The organism is Pseudomonas sp. NPDC089406 (assembly GCF_044900265.1).
Lineage (GTDB): Bacteria > Pseudomonadota > Gammaproteobacteria > Pseudomonadales > Pseudomonadaceae > Aquipseudomonas > Aquipseudomonas fakonensis.
Genome location: NZ_JBJDNC010000026.1, coordinates 62,562 through 77,923, shown reverse-complemented (window position 1 = coordinate 77,923; position 15,362 = coordinate 62,562). Strand labels below are relative to the sequence as shown.

The following is a 15,362-nucleotide window of genomic DNA, read 5'->3' as shown; positions in this document are numbered from 1 at the left end:
CACGCGACTTCATCATGAAAACCCCTTCCGTCCTTCTGCTGGCAGGCACGCTGCTGGTCGCCGGCAGCGCCGCGCTGCTGGTGCGGGTCATGCTCAAGCCGGCCCCGGCACCTGTGGTGGTTGCACCGCCACCCGCGCCGCCTGCCCTGCCCGCCGTGCTGGTGGCCGCCCGCGACCTGCGCCCCGGCGAGTTCATCGACACCCTGGCCGTGCGCTGGCAAGTACTGGAAGGCGAGCATTCGTCGCTGCTGTACTTCCTCGACAACAAAGACACCCTGGCCGTCGCCGTGGGCGGCACCGTGCGCCGCCCGCTGCGCGCAGGCCAACCACTGGCCGCCACCCTGCTGATCAAGCCAGGCGAGCCGGGCTTCATCGCCGCCGTGCTGCAACCGGGCCTGCGCGCCATCTCGGTGCCCACCAGCGCGGTGGCCAGCAACTCGGGGATGGTCTCCACCGGTGACCGTGTCGACGTGGTGCTGAGCCTGGACCGCGACAAAGAGAAAGAAACCGCTGGTGCCGGCAGCAGCACCCCGCGCCTGGCCTCGCAGACCTTGCTGCGCAACGTGCGCGTGCTGGCCCTGAACAACATCACCCGCGGCGCCCTGATCGTGCGTGAAGAGCAACCGGTGGAGAAGGACAAGAAGCGCTACACCAGCTTCGAGACCGTGACCCTGGAGGTGACCCCGGCCCAGGCCGAGCGCCTGTCGGTAGCCAAGGAAGTCGGCACCTTGCAACTGGTACTGCGCGGCGCCCGCGAACCGCGCCAGCCGATGGTCACCGATGGCCGCAGCATCACCACCCTGAGCCAGGCCACCGGCGTCTACAAGAGCCTGAGCAGCCCTGCGGCGATGCTGCAGATGTACCGCGGCGACGCCGTCGAAGTCCGCGACCTGTCGCGCTGACCGCACTCGCCCACCCCACGCCTGCCACCTGACACCGCAGCTTTTCTGGAAGTCCCACGATGAAGTTCGCCCCAGCAACACTCGCCCCCTCACTGGCCCTGGCCCTCGGCTGCGCCCTGCTCGCCCAAGGCGTGCAGGCCGAAACCACCCAGGCCGCCGCCCAGGAAAACCCCGCCGACAATTTCGAAACCTGGGGCGACCCGTCGATCTACGCCAACCTGCCGGCCACTGCGGCCGACCCTGAGCCCGAGGCCGAACCTGCGCCGCGCCCACTGCCACGCAAGCTGACCCAGGTACAACCCAGCGAAACGGTGAACCTCACCGTCAAGCAAGGGCGCCTGCTGCAACTGCCGGCCCTGGCCGCCAACGTGCTGGTGGCCGACCCGACCATCGCCAGCTTCCAGATGCCCTCGCCGGGCAACGTGTTCGTCTACGCCAAGGGCGCCGGGCGCACCACGCTGTACGCGCTGGATGCCAACGACCAGGTAATCAGCGCCATCAACCTCGAGACCCACTACGACCTGGACGCCCTCACCCGGCAGATCGCCGAGGAAGTACCAGGGGTCAACGTGAACTTCGGCCCGGCCTCGGGCAACGGCCTGATCGTGCGCGGCAATGTGCGCACTCCGCAGCAGGCCAAGCTGGTGATCGATGCGGTCAAGGCCTACGTCGGCGGTGAAGACGACAGCAGCGGAGGCGGCGGCGCAGGGGGCGGTGGTGGCGGCGGTGGCGGCGGTGGCGGTGCTCCAGGCGGCGGCAGCGACAGCCCGCGCATCGTCAACCAGCTCAAGGTCGAGCTGTCGTCCCAGGTGAACATCAGCGTGCGTATCGTCGAGGTGTCACGCTCGATGACCACCTCCCTGGGCCTGAACTGGGACGTCGCGCTCAAGGACGGCAACTTCTTCTTCCGCAATGGCAGCAGCCTGTTCGACGCCACCACCGGCGCCTTCACCGGCGGCACGGTGACCAACGCCGTGGCCGGCGGCGTGCGCACGCGCGGCTCGATGACCGTCGGCGGGCTGCTCACCGCGCTGTCCGAGGACGGCCTGGCCACGGTGCTGGCCGAACCCAACCTCACTGCCATGTCCGGCGAGACCGCAGGCTTTGCCGCCGGCGGCGAGGTGCCGATCGTGATCATGAACAACAACCAGGTGACCATCGACTACAAGCAGTACGGCGTGATCATGCGCATGACTCCGACCCTGCTGTCGCCCAACCGCATCAGCCTGCACGTGGCCCCTGAAGTGAGCGACCTGTCCGATGAAGGTGCCGTCGACCTGCAGGGCTTCACCATCCCGGCATTCAAGGTACGCCGCGCCGACACCACCGTGGAGCTGTCCAGCGGCCAGAGTTTCGCCCTGGCCGGCATGCTGCGCAGCAACGTCAACCAGACCGTCACCGGCGTGCCCGGGCTCAAGAGCATCCCCGGCATTGGCCGCCTGTTCGAGACCGACAGCAGCAAACAGGAAGACACGGAGCTTGTAATCATCGCTACCGCCTACGTGGTCGAGCCCACCGCCCCTGGCGACCTGCAAACCCCAGGCCGCGGCGTGCGTTCGCTGGACGCCGTGCTGCCGCTGCAAGCCACCGCCGGCTACCTGTTCTGAGGAGAACCGCCATGACTAGACGTGCCCTGCTGCCCCTGCTGACCCTGGCCGTGCTGTTGGGTGGTTGCGACCGCCAGCTCAACCAGATGCGTGAAACCCGCTTTGCCCCGTTCACCCCGGTCCCCCAGGCCACGGTGGCGCCGTCGGCGCTGATGGCCTCGCTCAAGGCCAGCGGCAACGGCAGCTTCACCGCCGAATCCCTGGACAACCTCAACAGCCTGCTGCACGCCCAGGGCCGCCTGCACAACCAGCACCTGACCCTGCAGCCATACACCCCCAGCGGCGACCGCCTGGCCCAGCGCCTGGCCAGCGTGCTGCGCGATCAGGGCGCCGCCGAGGTGAGCATCCGCCCCACCCGCCTGGACGCCGGCGAAGCCCGTGACTGGGACCTGCAAGTGGTGTCCGAAGCCATCGTGGCGAAGATCCCCGACTGCAGCGTGGCCAATGCCCAAACCTGGACGGTCAAGCCGTTCGAGGCCGTCGGCCAGCCCGGCTGCGCGGTGCGCGCCAACATTGCCGCGATGGTCGCCGACCCGCGCGACCTGGCCCGCCCGCGCACCCTCGACAGCGCCGACGGCATTCACGCGGTGGGCGCCATGCAGCGCTACCACGAGGATGAAGTGCGCGAGCTGCTCGACATCGACTTCCAGGACTGACCGCCTTCGGCCGCTCGCAGAGAGAACCGCGACATGAACGACACAACCCTCCCCGCCCAGGACCTGATGCTGTTTGCCGCCAGCAACGAAGAGGCCACCCGCTTCGGCGAAATGCTCACGCGCCTGGGCCAGTCGCCCGAACAGGCCCTGCCCGGCGGCATTGCCGCTGCCATCGCCTGGTGCCGCAGCAACCCGCCCGCCGAAGTGCTGGTGGTGGACATCGAAGGTGACCCGCTGCCGCTGCAATCGCTCGAAGAACTGGCGCAGGTCTGCGACCCGTCGTGCCACATCGTCACCCTGGGCCGCAAGCAGGATATCGACCTGTACCGCACCCTGCTGCACAGCGGCGTGTTCGACTACCTGGCCAAACCCGTGCCGCTGGACCTGCTGGCCACCACCGTGGCCCGCGCACGCAACGGCCACAGCGTCGCCCACGGCGTGCGCAGCGGGCGCACCCTGGCCATCAGCGGCGCCTCGGGCGGGGTCGGCACCAGCACCGTGGCCGCCAGCCTGGCGCTGCTGCTGAGCGAACAACGCCACACCCCCACCGCCATGGTCGACTTCGACCGCTGCAACGGTGACCAGAGCCTGCTGCTGGGCTTTGAGGGCGAAGCGGGCCTGGCCAGCGCCCTGACCAGCACCGAGCTGGACAGCCGCCTGCTGCAACGGGCCATGGGCCGCATCAACGAACGCCTGCACCTGCTGGCCCAGGCCCCAGGCCTGCGCCCGGCGCAGAACTTCAGCGTGGAGCACCTGCTGAACATCGGCGGCACCCTGTGCAGCATGTTCAACCAGGTGGTCTGGGACCTGCCCGCCGGCCGCCCGCACGGCAGCCTGGAAGTGCTGGCCCACGCCCAGACGCGCATCCTGCTCACCGACCTGACCGTGCAGGACGCGCGCAACCTGCACCGCCTGCTGCGCGAAATCGGCGACGAAAGCGAAGGCCAGCACCTGCTGCTGGTGAGCAACGCCGCCCGTGGCCAGCACCCGGGCGTGATCGAGCGCAGCCAGTTCGAGGACTTCGTCGAGCGGCGCATCGACCTGGCCCTGCCCTGGGCCGGCCCGTCGCTGCCCGGCAGCCTGTTGGCCGGCCCGCTCAAGCTGGCCGGGGCCCCGGCATTCCATAACGCCCTGCTCGACCTCGCCGACCTCGCCACCGGCCACACCCCGCAGCGCGCCGCCCAGGGCAGTGGCCTGATGGCCCGCCTGAAGCAGGCGCTGACCCGCCAGCGCGCCGCGTGAAGGAGCCCTATCGATGCTGATCAAGCAACCGCACAAACCCCGGCCGGTGCGCGCCGATGTGAAACACGCCGCCGAACAGCCTGCGCCGCCCAGCCAGGAGCTGCGCGCCACCAGCACCCAGCGCAGCGCCCAGCAACGCCCGCAGGACACCCCGGGGGCGCAGAACCGCAAGCTGGTGCGCCACCACCTGTACGACCAGATCGACCCGCTCAAAGCCGCCGCCATGGGCCGCGACAAGCTGCGCCTGCAGATCGAGAGCATGATCCGGCGCATCTGCGACGAGCACCGCCTGCAGCTGTCGCGCCCCGAAGAAGAAGCCATCGCCGAAGAGACCCTCAACGAGATGGTCGGCATCGGCCCGATCGAGCCGCTGCTGGCCGACGATTCGGTGAACGACATCCTGGTCAACGGTGCAGGCCAGGTGTTCGTCGAGCGCTACGGCAAGCTGGAGCTCTCGCCGATCACCTTCGTTGACGAAGAGCACGTGTTCAACACCGCCCAGCGCATTGCCGCAGCGGTGGGCCGGCGTATCGACGAAAGCCATCCGATGGTCGACGCACGCCTGGCCGACGGCAGCCGGGTCAACGTCATCACCTACCCGCTGGCGATCGACGGCACCAGCATCTCGATTCGTAAATTCATGCGCCGCAACATGTCCCTGGAGATTCTCGCCGAACGCGGCGCGCTGTCCATGGACATGGTCGAGGTGCTCAAGCGCGCCATGCTGGCGCGGCTGAACATCATCGTTTCCGGCGGTACCGGCGCGGGCAAGACCACCCTGCTCAACGCCCTGTCGCAGAACATCAGCGACGCCGACCGGGTGATCACCATCGAGGACGCCGCCGAGCTGCAACTGCAGCAGGCCCACGTGGTGCGCCTGGAAACCCGCCCGGTCAGCGCCGAGGGCACCGGCAAGGTCGACCAACGCGACCTGGTGCGCAACGCCCTGCGTATGCGCCCAGACCGCATCATCCTCGGCGAGGTGCGCGGCGGCGAATGCTTCGACATGCTCCAGGCCATGAACACCGGCCACGACGGCTCGCTGTCGACGGTGCACGCCAACACCCCGCGCGACGCCATCATGCGTCTGGAAAACATGGTGATGATGGCCAGCATGCAGCTGCCGCTGGAAGCCATCCGCCGGCAGATCGCCAGTGCCGTGAACCTGATCGTGCAGGTGGAGCGCATGCGCGACGGCGGCCGGCGCATCGTCTCGGTCACCGAGATTTGCGGCATGGAGAACGACGTGATCCAGACCCAGGAACTGTTCGGCTTCAAGACCCACAGCGTCGATGCCAACGGCAAGCTGCTCGGCCAGTACGAAGCCAGCGGCCAGCGCCCGCAGTTCTACACCTCGCATTCGCACCTGTTCGGGGGCCACGCCTGATGGACGCCACCCTCGACCTGCTGACCGCACTGGTGTTCCTCGCCGTGCTGCTGGCGGTGCTTGCCGCCCGCAGCCTGCGGGCCCGCGGCCCGGACGACAAGGCCATCGCCCAGCGCCTGGAGCAGCTCAAGGAAGACCTCGCAGGCCAAGCCCGCAACGCCGACCCGCAAGGCGCCGCAGCGGGCATTCTCAAGGACCTGGAGCACACCCCGTTCGCCGACCTGCCGCTGCTCGGCCCGCGCCTGGCGCAGCTGTGGCTGGGCCTGCAAGTGCTGGGCTGGCGCCAGAGCCTGGCGATGCGCGCCGGCCTGACCCTGCTGGTGAGCTTCATGGCCGGCGTGCTGCTGGGCCGCGAAACCCCGTTCCCGGTGCTCGGCAGCCTGCTGCTGACGGTGCTGGCCTTCAGCGTGCTGGCCAGCATCGGCTACCGCAACGGCATGGCCCGCCACCTCAAGGAGCTCAAGCAGAGCCTGCCCGAGGCCATCGACGCCATCACCCGCACCGCCCGCGCCGGGGTGCCGGTGAGCAACGCCTTCGCCCTGGTGGCGCCGAACCTGCCCGGGCCGCTGTCAGTGGAGTTCGCCCTGATCGACAACTGGCTGCGCCTGGGCGTGCCGCTGCGCCAGGCCATGCAGGACTCGGCCAAGCGCGTGCCGCTCAACGAGTACCGCTTCTTTGCGGTGATTCTGATCATCAACCAGGAGGCTGGCGGGCGCCTGGGCGAAACCCTCGACCGCCTGGCCTCGACCCTGCGCGACCGCCACGAGCTGCACCTGAAGATCCAGGCCAAGACCTCCGAGGCCCGCGCCTCGGCCAAGATCGTCGCCTCGCTGGTGCCGCTGGCGCTGGGCTACATGTACATGAGCGCGCCGAAGGACTTTCGCTTCCTGCTCAACGACCCCACCGGCAACGCCGTGCTGTTCTACGCCTTCGGCAGCGTCGGCCTGGGCCTTTTGATTACCCAGTTGATGGTCCGGAGGGTGTCCTGATGGCCTGGTATGACGACCCCCTGCTGGCCCTGGCCATGGCCGTGCTGCTGGCCGGCATCGGCCTGCTGCTGATCGGCCTGCACCGCCGCGCGCAACCGGCGCCCCTGCGCGCCCGGCTGCTGGGCGAGGCCGCTGGCGACGGCGCCGAGCGCCAGGCCGACAACCTGGCCCGCGACCAGGGCCTGCAACTGCCGCCACGCCTGCAAGCGCTGCTGCTGCCCATCGCCCGGGTGGGCGAGCAACTGGCCGGCAGCGACAACGACAAATACAAGCTGCGCCGCCTGCTGGCCATGGCTGGTTTTCGCAGCCGTCAGGGCCTGGGCCTGCTGATGGCCGGCAAGCTCAGCCTGGGCGTGCTGCTGGCGGTGGTGGTGCTGTTCGGCCTGGTGCCGGCCGGCTCGCGCCTGGGCCTGAACGGCCTGGCCGGCGGCCTGCTGGCGCTGTTTGCCGGCAGCACCCTGCCCGAGCTATGGCTGCGCATGCGCAGTGCCCGGCGCGGCGAGCGCCTGGCGCGCAACCTGCCCGATGCCCTCGACCTGATGGTGATCTGCGCCGAGGCCGGCCTGCCGCTGGGGCGGGTGCTGCAGGTGGTGTCCAAGGAGCTGGCGCTGTCGGCGCCGGAGCTGGCCGACGAGCTGCGCTACACCTGCGCCGAACTGCAAATTCTGAGCGACCGCCCGCGCGCCCTGCTCAACCTGGCAGAGCGCACCGGCGTGAGCGGCATCGAGAGCATGGTCGCCACCTTGATCCAGGCCGAGCGCTACGGCACGCCGCTGTCGCAAGCGCTGCGGACCATTTCCGAAGAGAGCCGCAAAACGCTGATCCTCAGCCTCGAGGAACGCGCCGGCAAGCTGCCGGCCCAGCTCAGCGTGCCACTGATGACCCTGATTCTGCCCCCCATCGTTGCGATGATGGGCGCACCTGCACTGGTGCGCGTCATCCGCCTGCTCAGCCAATGAAGCGAGACCCGAACATGCGTGCCCACCGCCTTACCCTGCTCACCGCCCTGCTGGCCCTGACCCTTACCGGTTGCGCCAACCTCGGCAGCCTGGCCAGCCGCGAGCCTGCGCTGGACAAAGAGGGCCGCGAGGCCCTGAAACTGGCCCACACCCTGCGCGACGCCCAGCGCCTGCAAGCCGCCCACGGCGTGTATGCGCGCATGGACGAGCGCCATCAGCTCAGCGGCAGCTACCTGCTCGAATACGCCAGCGTCGCCTCGGCCGTGCGCCCGCCGCGCGAGGCCCTGGGCCTGCTGGAACGTGCGCGGCTGTCACTGGGCGGCGATGTAAAAGCGCTGCCGGCGCCGCAGCGCCTGGCCCTGTGCGCAGGCCTTGGCCGCGCCCGCCTGGCCCTGGGCCAGAGCGCCCAGGCCGAACGCGACTTCCGCTGCGCGGTACAGGCCGACCCACGCAACACCCAAGCGCTCAACGGCCTGGGCGTGGCGCTGAACCTGCAAGGGCAAAGCGAGCAGGCCCGCCAGCAGTTCGACGCCGCCTTGCAGCTGGACCCCGGCTACACCCCGGCGCTGAACAACCTGGCCCTGGCCTGGCTGGCCGCCGGCGACACCACCCGCGCCATCGGCCTGCTCAACCAGGCGCGCGGGCTGGACGATATCTCGCTGCAACTGAACCTGGCCCTGGCCTATGTGCTGGCCGGCCACGACGACACCGCGCGCAACGTGCTGCTGGAGCACCTGGAGCCGGCCCGTGCCGACGCCATCCTGGCCAGCTTTCGCACCGCCCAGTCGCGGGTACAGGCCGGTGCGCCGCTGACCAGCGAGCTGCTTGCCGCCAGCCAGCACCCGCTCAAGCTGCTCGAGGACTGAGGCGATGATCGCAGCCCGCCTGCGCGCCCTGCTCAACCAGCAGCACGGGGTCACTGCGGTGGAAACCGCATTGATTCTGCCGGTGCTGCTGTTCGGGGTGATGATGCTGTTCGAACTGGCGCGCATCTCGCTGATGATCGGCATCGGCAACCTGGGCCTGGAGCGCGCCCTGCAGGACTTTCGCGGCGACAAGGCGTTCTACCGGCAAACCCCCGAGGCATTGCAGGACGCCATCGAGGAACGCCTGGTGGACTATTCCTACGGCCTGCTGAACAAGGACAATTTCGTGGTGGAGATCTTCACCTTCGACACCCTGCGCCAGTTCGGCGGCGCCGAGGCCGACAAGCAGATCGACGACCAGGACCAGTCGCCGCCGGTGCTCAGTGTCACCGTCGACCTGACCCAGCCGTTCATGACCCCGCTGCCGATGCTGTTCGGCATTGGTGATGCGTTCCAGTACCAGTACCGGCAGTTGCTGGGCAACCTGACCAGCGACAAGGCGGAGGACTACTGAGCATGCGCCTGCGCAAACGACAGCGCGGCAACGCGCTGGTAGAAACCGCCCTGATTCTGCCGCTGCTGATCGGCATGACCCTGGTGATCGCCGACCTGTACAACGTCAGCCAGGCCCGCGCCCACCTGGAGCGCGCCGCCCACACCCTGGCCAGCACCCTGGCGATGCACAACCGCCTGGACTACGACGGCCTGCAGGCGCTGGTCAACGGCGTCGCCCCCAGCGAGGTGTTCGGCAGCTACCAGCTGGTGATCACCCGGGTGGAGCTGGACCGCAGCCTGAAGTGGAAGCCGCTGCACCGCGGCGACGAACAGGACTTGTGCCCGGTGTACTCCAGCGGCACCACCTACAATGCCGAGCTGCCCGAACGCACGCTCACCGAAAGCCGCGACGATGAAGACAAGATCGACTCGGCGATGCTGGTGGTGCAGCTGTGCCGGCGCAGCGCCGACCTGGCCCTGAGCAGCAACCTGCTGGTGGACAAGGACATCCAGGCCCTGGCCTTTGCAAGGGTGGTGTACAACGATGTGACGCTGGACAAGCAGTTGACCGAAGAGATCGGGCTTGAGGATGAGGGCGAGTGAGGCGCCCCGTCTTCAGCTCCGCGCGGCCCCTGTAGGAGCGGCTTCAGCCGCGAACACCGGCATAGCCGGTGCCATCCACCGCGTTGTCTGCTTCGCGGCTAAAGCCGCTCCCACAGCGATCGCATGACCTTCAGGTTTGCGCCGTACCTGTAGGAGCCGGCTTGCCGGCGATGAGGCCGGCACAGGCTTGTGAATACGACACCCCTTTCTCGTTTCCCCCCCGCAATTGCACCCCTCCTGTCAATAAACATTGCGTTTCTAAACCCGCATGAATTTTCAGAACCAGCTGGCATATTTATGCCCGCGAACTCCTTAGGCTGCGCGCTTCACTGACAAGGAGTTCACCCCATGGCTTTTCATGGCTACATGACCATCACCGGCAAGCAGCAAGGCCTGATATCTGCCGGCTGCAGTTCGCAGGAATCCATCGGCCACCACTGCCAGCACGGGCACCGGGACGAAATCATGGTGCTGTCCTTCAACCACGGCCAGGTCAACCCGGTCAACGCCCTGCGCGGCACCCACCACCCGGTATTCATCACCAAGTACATCGACAAGGCCACGCCCCTGCTGGCGCAGGCCGTGGATGGCCGGGAAGTGGTCGACTGCGACATCCACCTGTACCGCACCCACCCCGGCGGGCACCGTGAAAAGTACTTCTCGGTAAAACTCGGCGGCGCGCTGATCGTCGCCCAGGACCTGGAAATGCCCCACGCCATCCTGATGAGCGACCAGGACGCCGAAGAACGCCTGAGCATCAGCTACCGCACCATCAGCTGGATCCACCACGCCGCCAGCACCAGCGGCCACGCCTCCTGGGCAGAACAACCATGAGCCAGCGCGGCGACTATGGCGACCGGCTGGACGATGCCTTCTGGGAGGTGAACGCAGCCGCCTCGCGGTTCATCAGCTACGGCTGCGGGGTCAGTGCCCGGCATCTGCGTGATCGCAAGTTGCGCATGCAGTTCAACCGCGAGCTGGCGTATTACGCAAAGCGTGTGGTGGAGGATGTGTATCAGCGGCGGATCAGTCCGGAGCAGGGGTTGGAGGCGATACGGGGTGAGGCCAACAGCCTGAAATCGCAGGCCAGTCGAATATTCACGCAAATGGGCGGTATGGCCGGTGGTGCTTCACAGTTTTTTACCGGCATACGCAGTTGCGTACGTAGCTATGGGACGACGTGTGCGTTTCACGGGCTGCCACTGATTGCCCATGGAGGTAACAACTTCTACGAAAACGCCAGAGGGATGTATGAAGGGCGAACAGATGTAGTTGGGCCAGTCAGAAAAACCTATCAAGAGGTCGCTCTGCGGATGGGCTATAGCGAGCGAGAAGGGAACATCGCCTACTACGCTACCGACCTATTAATTTCTGGAAGAGCGCTTGTCAGAAAAATCCCAAAAAGAGGTGCATGGCGCCTATACCACTACATGAGCACTGACAAGGAGCGGGCGATCATGCAAATGGGTAAGGGAGCATTATCTGTCGAGGCTTTCACTTCCGGCCTCACACTTAAACAACTGATCGACGAATACAAAAAATGAAACTACTGGGACTCATCCTATTGGCGTTCATAGATGTCAGGCTGCGATTGACCCTCAGCAAATACGTATTCAAGGACATGATGCGAGCTTGGCAATTTTGGGGAGAATTCATCTATGCGATTTGTATGGCTGTCATTTACTTCGAGATCATGGCGGGAAAAGGTGTCATTGAGTTCCCATTGGAAACGATGCACATGGCCAGTTTCTGGATCATGACCACGGTAACGGGAGCCATGATTATTTTTCATGCCTTGGCATTCACTCACCTCTTTGACAGGTGGCGCCGTTGAGAGTCAACTTGAAACAACTGGCCGACGAATACAAAAATGAAAATTGCGACACTGGCGATATTTGCGGCAGGCGATATATTTTTGAGCCTATTACTCAGGCGACTCATCTTTGTCCGCATGACGCGCAATTGGCAGACATGGGTAGCTTACCTTTATACCGTGTTCTTTTCCGGTCTTTACTTCCTACTTCTGGGGGATAACGGTTTTGTAGCGTTTGAGTTTGATTCCTTCTATTCCGTTGGCTACTGGATGCTGGTGACATACAGTTTTGGAATGATTGCTTTTCACTGGTGGGCGTCCGGCTTTTTTCACGAGCACCCGTGATTTTTAAATTGTGCGACCGGTCGGGAGAAAAACCCCAGAAACCTTATGCGCCGGGGGTCAACTTCCGGCCAACCCTTAACTTATCCGTCGAAAATACAAAAGTGAAACTGCTTGGACTCGTCATCTTCGCACTATCCGACGCAGGACTGAGATTGGTGCTCAATAAATACATATTCAAAGACATGACTCGAGCCTGGCAGCTTTGGGGCGCACTGTTCTATGCCATGTGGCCGGTTGAAGCGTATCTCGAAATTCTCGGCGAGCGTGGGATCATAAAGTTCCCACTGGCTTCCATGCATTCTATTGGATTCTGGAGCGTAATGGTCATAACCAGCGGTATGATCCTGTTTCATGCATTGGCATTCACGAATCTTTTTGACAGATGGATACGATAAATGGCTATAAGGAGTCGAGCCTTGTTCTCAGACAGGCATGAAACATGAAAATCGCCACGCTTATACTATTCGCGCTAGCCGATATCGTCGCAAGCCTATTACTTAGACGATTCATCTTTATCAGCATGACGCGCACTTGGCAGGTTTGGGTATCCATTCTCCACGCCGCATACTTTTCCGGCCTCTACTTCCAGCTTTTGGGGGATAATGGTTTCATTGCGTTTGACTTCGGCCCTTCCTTTTCCGCTGGCTACTGGGCATTGGTAGTATACAGCTTGGGCATGGTTGCTTTTCACATGTGGGCATCCCGCATTTTCCACGAACATCCATGACTTTTTTAAATTGTGCGACCGGTCGGGAGAATGCCCCCAGAGTCTTATACGCCGAGGGTCAACTCCCGACTTCACTTTTAACTCACCCATCGAAAATACAATAATGAAACTGCTTGGGCTCGTCATCTTCGCACTGTCCGACGTAGGACTGAGATTGGTACTCAACAAATACATCTTCAAGGACATGATGCGAGCTTGGCAATTTTGGGGAGAACTCATCTATGCGACTTGCATGGCTGTCATTTACTTCGAGATCATGGCGGGAAAAGGTGTCATTGAGTTCCCATTGGAAACCATGCACATGGCCAGTTTCTGGATCATGACCACGGTAACGGGAGCCATGATTATTTTTCATGCGTTGGCATTCACCCATTTGTTTGACAGGTGGAGGCGTTGAGCGGGTGACTGTCTTGTGCTGCCTGTGCCGGCCTCATCGCCGGCAAGCAGGCTCCTACAGGTACCGCGCAAGTTGCAAGGCTTTGCGGTCCGTGTGGGAGCGGCTTCAGCCGCGAACACCGGCGAAGCCGGTGCCATCCACCGCGTTGTCGGCTTCGCGGCTGAAGCCGCTCCTACAGGGACCCCATGACCTTCAGGTTTGCGTTGTACCTGTAGGAGCCGGCTTGCCGGCGATGAGGCCGGTTCAGGCAACACAAGAACGTTGCTCGCGCAGGGCATTAGGTCCTTTCAGGGTAACCGCATCAGGGCTGCCAGGTGCTCGCCAAAAACCTTGCAGCGCCTATCAGATCGAGCGCCGCCCACGCGGCGCATCGCGACACAAGGCCGCTCCTACATTTGTTTCGGGCCAGTCTCTCCTGTGCCATCACCTGGTCCGCCTTGTTGGTACGACGCGATTTCAGCGTGGGCGTTGCCGCCGCTTCACATGACTCAAGGCATGCACCAAGGCAGGCGCCGATACTTTCACAGGCATAACTGGCCCGAAACAAATGTAGGAGCGGCCTTGCCGGGGCGCCGTCCGGTCGAGATGCGCCGCGCGGGCGGCGCTCGATCTCACAGGCGCTGCAAGGTTTGTGGCGAACACCTGCCAGCCCCACCACCGCCCCCTAAAACCCCCACCCTTAAGCATTCTTAATAAACCGCCCATTGAGCGATATTGGGAATTATTCTTATCTTTGCATCCCGCGTGATCCCCCTGCCACGCCACCCCGGATGCCCCGACGCCCATGCTCTCCCGCAAAAAAACCATGACCGCCGCCCGCCACCGCCAACGCGGCAGCATTGCGCCATTCATGGTCCTGGCCCTGGGCGGCGCGCTGCTTGCCACCGCCTATGCCCTGGACACCAACCGCATGACCAGCAACGCCGCCCAGGTCAAGCGCGCCACCGACGCCGCCGCCATGGCAGTGGGCAACGAACGGCTGATGAAAAACGAAAAATCGCCCACCGTGCTGCGCGAGCTGGCCTACGGCTACGTGGTCAACAACCTCGGCATGGACACCAGCCTGGCCAGCCAGATCGACCGCGACAGCGTCGAGCTCGAAGAGCAGACCGGCGAAGACGAACGCATCCGCTACAAGGTCGAAGTGCGCTTCAAGGCCGACCCCGAGCTGCTCGGCGGTGAGGTCAAGGACATGCGCGTGCACTCCACCGTCGAGGTGGTGGCGCGCTCCACCGAAGTGGCCATCGTGCTGCCCAACAGCGGCACCGAAGGCGCCACCGAACTGGCGGCCCTGCGCAAGATGTTCAAGCGCTTCGCCGGGCAGTTGCTGGACGATGACGAGAACAGCGAAAAACGCATCTGGCTGTCGCTGGTGCCGTTCAGCCAGGTGGTCAACGTGTATGACCGCGAAGACACCGGGCGCCTGCGCCGCTGGGCCACCGCTGCGGCCATTCGCCCGGTGGAGCTGACCTCGCTGTGGCGCACCGGCATCCGCGACCTGTCCGACGGGCGCATGCCCGACCCGCGCACCGAGCGCCTGTGCATGAACCGCGGCCTGTACCCGGGCCAGGTGTACTACTGGGATCAGCCCCCCACCGGCCAGTTCACCCGCGTGTACTACCGCCACGACCTGCCCGAGAACCACCCGCTCGAACCCAGCATCAGCTGGACCGGCCCCAACCCCGACTTCGGCCAGGCCACCGGGGTCAACGACACCCGCTTCATCATCGGCAACGTCGGCTGCCCACGGGCCGCACTGCTGCCGCTGACCAACCAGCTGAAAAAGGTCGAGGACCGCCTCGACGAGATGCGCACCGGCTTCAACGTCAACTACGCCATCGGCATGGGCTGGGCCGGCCATGCCCTGTCCCCCGAAATGCGCGGCAGTGCCGGCTGGGGCGACAGCGAGCTGCCGCTGGACTTCCCCGACAGCGACAAGGCGCAGAACGCCAAGATCATCGTGATGCTGGCCAACACCACCGGCGACTGGTTCGACACCGACGCCTACAACGCCGGCAAGGTCGGCGAAGCGGTGCAAAACGGCAACAACGACCCGGGCGGCACCGCCACCGCCAGCCGGCGCTTCCAGGACCTGTGCGACAGCTTTCGCAGCCGCCACCTGAAGTTCCACTTCATCGGCGTACGCCCGGGCGACCCGCAGGACTTCGGCCGCCAGCTGTTCGACCGGGTGGCCGGCATCCCCCTGCAAACCTGCGCCCAGGGCGGCGGCAGCATGACCTTCGCCAACGCCCCCACCTTCAACGAAGGCCAGGAGCAGATCCAGCACTTGCTGGACGACATCGCCGACAAGATCAAGCACGAGTTTTACGCCCGCCTGGTCGAGTGACCCAAGGCCGCGCCCGCATTCATCGAC

General features: G+C 64.9%; 18 protein-coding genes. All 18 read left to right on the top strand.

The features are described from left to right. The first annotated feature begins 14 nt into the window (after positions 1–14). The gene (gene cpaB, locus ACI2KK_RS18710) at positions 15–902 is read left to right on the top strand and encodes a Flp pilus assembly protein CpaB (RefSeq protein WP_404670053.1); all 888 of its coding nucleotides are present in this window, start codon (positions 15–17) and stop codon (positions 900–902) included. 59 nt (positions 903–961) lie between these two features. Further along, positions 962–2,509, top strand: a complete 1,548-nt coding sequence (locus ACI2KK_RS18705; RefSeq protein WP_404670052.1) for a type II and III secretion system protein family protein — start codon at positions 962–964, stop codon at positions 2,507–2,509. 11 nt (positions 2,510–2,520) lie between these two features. Then, complete coding sequence (locus ACI2KK_RS18700; protein ID WP_404670051.1) at positions 2,521–3,165, top strand: CpaD family pilus assembly lipoprotein; 645 nt, start codon at positions 2,521–2,523, stop codon at positions 3,163–3,165. Between the two features lie 33 nt (positions 3,166–3,198). Continuing rightward, positions 3,199–4,407, top strand: a complete 1,209-nt coding sequence (locus tag ACI2KK_RS18695) for a CpaE family protein (protein ID WP_404670050.1) — start codon at positions 3,199–3,201, stop codon at positions 4,405–4,407. Between the two features lie 13 nt (positions 4,408–4,420). Next, positions 4,421–5,794 (top strand): CpaF family protein, encoded by a 1,374-nt coding sequence (locus tag ACI2KK_RS18690; RefSeq protein WP_404670049.1) that lies wholly within the window; start codon positions 4,421–4,423, stop codon positions 5,792–5,794. Then, positions 5,794–6,783, top strand: a complete 990-nt coding sequence (locus ACI2KK_RS18685) for a type II secretion system F family protein (protein ID WP_404670048.1) — start codon at positions 5,794–5,796, stop codon at positions 6,781–6,783. Before ACI2KK_RS18690 ends, ACI2KK_RS18685 begins: the two co-directional genes overlap by 1 nt. Next, positions 6,783–7,742: a type II secretion system F family protein gene (locus ACI2KK_RS18680; RefSeq protein WP_369990848.1), complete on the top strand. Its 960-nt coding sequence runs from the start codon at positions 6,783–6,785 to the stop codon at positions 7,740–7,742. Before ACI2KK_RS18685 ends, ACI2KK_RS18680 begins: the two co-directional genes overlap by 1 nt. A 14-nt stretch (positions 7,743–7,756) precedes the next feature. After that, positions 7,757–8,608 (top strand): tetratricopeptide repeat protein, encoded by an 852-nt coding sequence (locus ACI2KK_RS18675; protein ID WP_404670047.1) that lies wholly within the window; start codon positions 7,757–7,759, stop codon positions 8,606–8,608. 4 nt (positions 8,609–8,612) lie between these two features. Further along, positions 8,613–9,122 carry a TadE/TadG family type IV pilus assembly protein gene (locus tag ACI2KK_RS18670; protein ID WP_404670046.1) on the top strand — a complete coding sequence of 170 codons (510 nt, stop codon included), beginning with the start codon at positions 8,613–8,615 and terminating at the stop codon, positions 9,120–9,122. 2 nt (positions 9,123–9,124) lie between these two features. Next, positions 9,125–9,706, top strand: a complete 582-nt coding sequence (locus ACI2KK_RS18665) for a TadE/TadG family type IV pilus assembly protein (protein ID WP_217842926.1) — start codon at positions 9,125–9,127, stop codon at positions 9,704–9,706. A gap of 348 nt (positions 9,707–10,054) precedes the next feature. Then, positions 10,055–10,540 carry an Hcp family type VI secretion system effector gene (locus ACI2KK_RS18660; RefSeq protein WP_404670045.1) on the top strand — a complete coding sequence of 162 codons (486 nt, stop codon included), beginning with the start codon at positions 10,055–10,057 and terminating at the stop codon, positions 10,538–10,540. Further along, positions 10,537–11,250: a DUF4225 domain-containing protein gene (locus ACI2KK_RS18655; protein WP_404670044.1), complete on the top strand. Its 714-nt coding sequence runs from the start codon at positions 10,537–10,539 to the stop codon at positions 11,248–11,250. The genes ACI2KK_RS18660 and ACI2KK_RS18655 overlap by 4 nt, the downstream gene beginning before the upstream one ends. Continuing rightward, positions 11,247–11,540, top strand: a complete 294-nt coding sequence (locus ACI2KK_RS18650) for a hypothetical protein (RefSeq protein WP_404670043.1) — start codon at positions 11,247–11,249, stop codon at positions 11,538–11,540. Before ACI2KK_RS18655 ends, ACI2KK_RS18650 begins: the two co-directional genes overlap by 4 nt. 36 nt (positions 11,541–11,576) lie before the next feature. Next, positions 11,577–11,864 carry a hypothetical protein gene (locus ACI2KK_RS18645; RefSeq protein ID WP_404670042.1) on the top strand — a complete coding sequence of 96 codons (288 nt, stop codon included), beginning with the start codon at positions 11,577–11,579 and terminating at the stop codon, positions 11,862–11,864. Beyond that, positions 11,861–12,259: a hypothetical protein gene (locus tag ACI2KK_RS18640; RefSeq protein ID WP_404670041.1), complete on the top strand. Its 399-nt coding sequence runs from the start codon at positions 11,861–11,863 to the stop codon at positions 12,257–12,259. Before ACI2KK_RS18645 ends, ACI2KK_RS18640 begins: the two co-directional genes overlap by 4 nt. A 44-nt stretch (positions 12,260–12,303) precedes the next feature. Next, positions 12,304–12,591 (top strand): hypothetical protein, encoded by a 288-nt coding sequence (locus tag ACI2KK_RS18635; RefSeq protein ID WP_404670040.1) that lies wholly within the window; start codon positions 12,304–12,306, stop codon positions 12,589–12,591. 103 nt (positions 12,592–12,694) lie between these two features. Further along, positions 12,695–12,988, top strand: coding sequence for a hypothetical protein (locus tag ACI2KK_RS18630; RefSeq protein ID WP_404670039.1), 294 nt, complete (start codon positions 12,695–12,697; stop codon positions 12,986–12,988). A gap of 784 nt (positions 12,989–13,772) precedes the next feature. After that, positions 13,773–15,335 carry a Tad domain-containing protein gene (locus ACI2KK_RS18625; RefSeq protein ID WP_404670038.1) on the top strand — a complete coding sequence of 521 codons (1,563 nt, stop codon included), beginning with the start codon at positions 13,773–13,775 and terminating at the stop codon, positions 15,333–15,335. Positions 15,336–15,362: the final 27 nt, after the last annotated feature.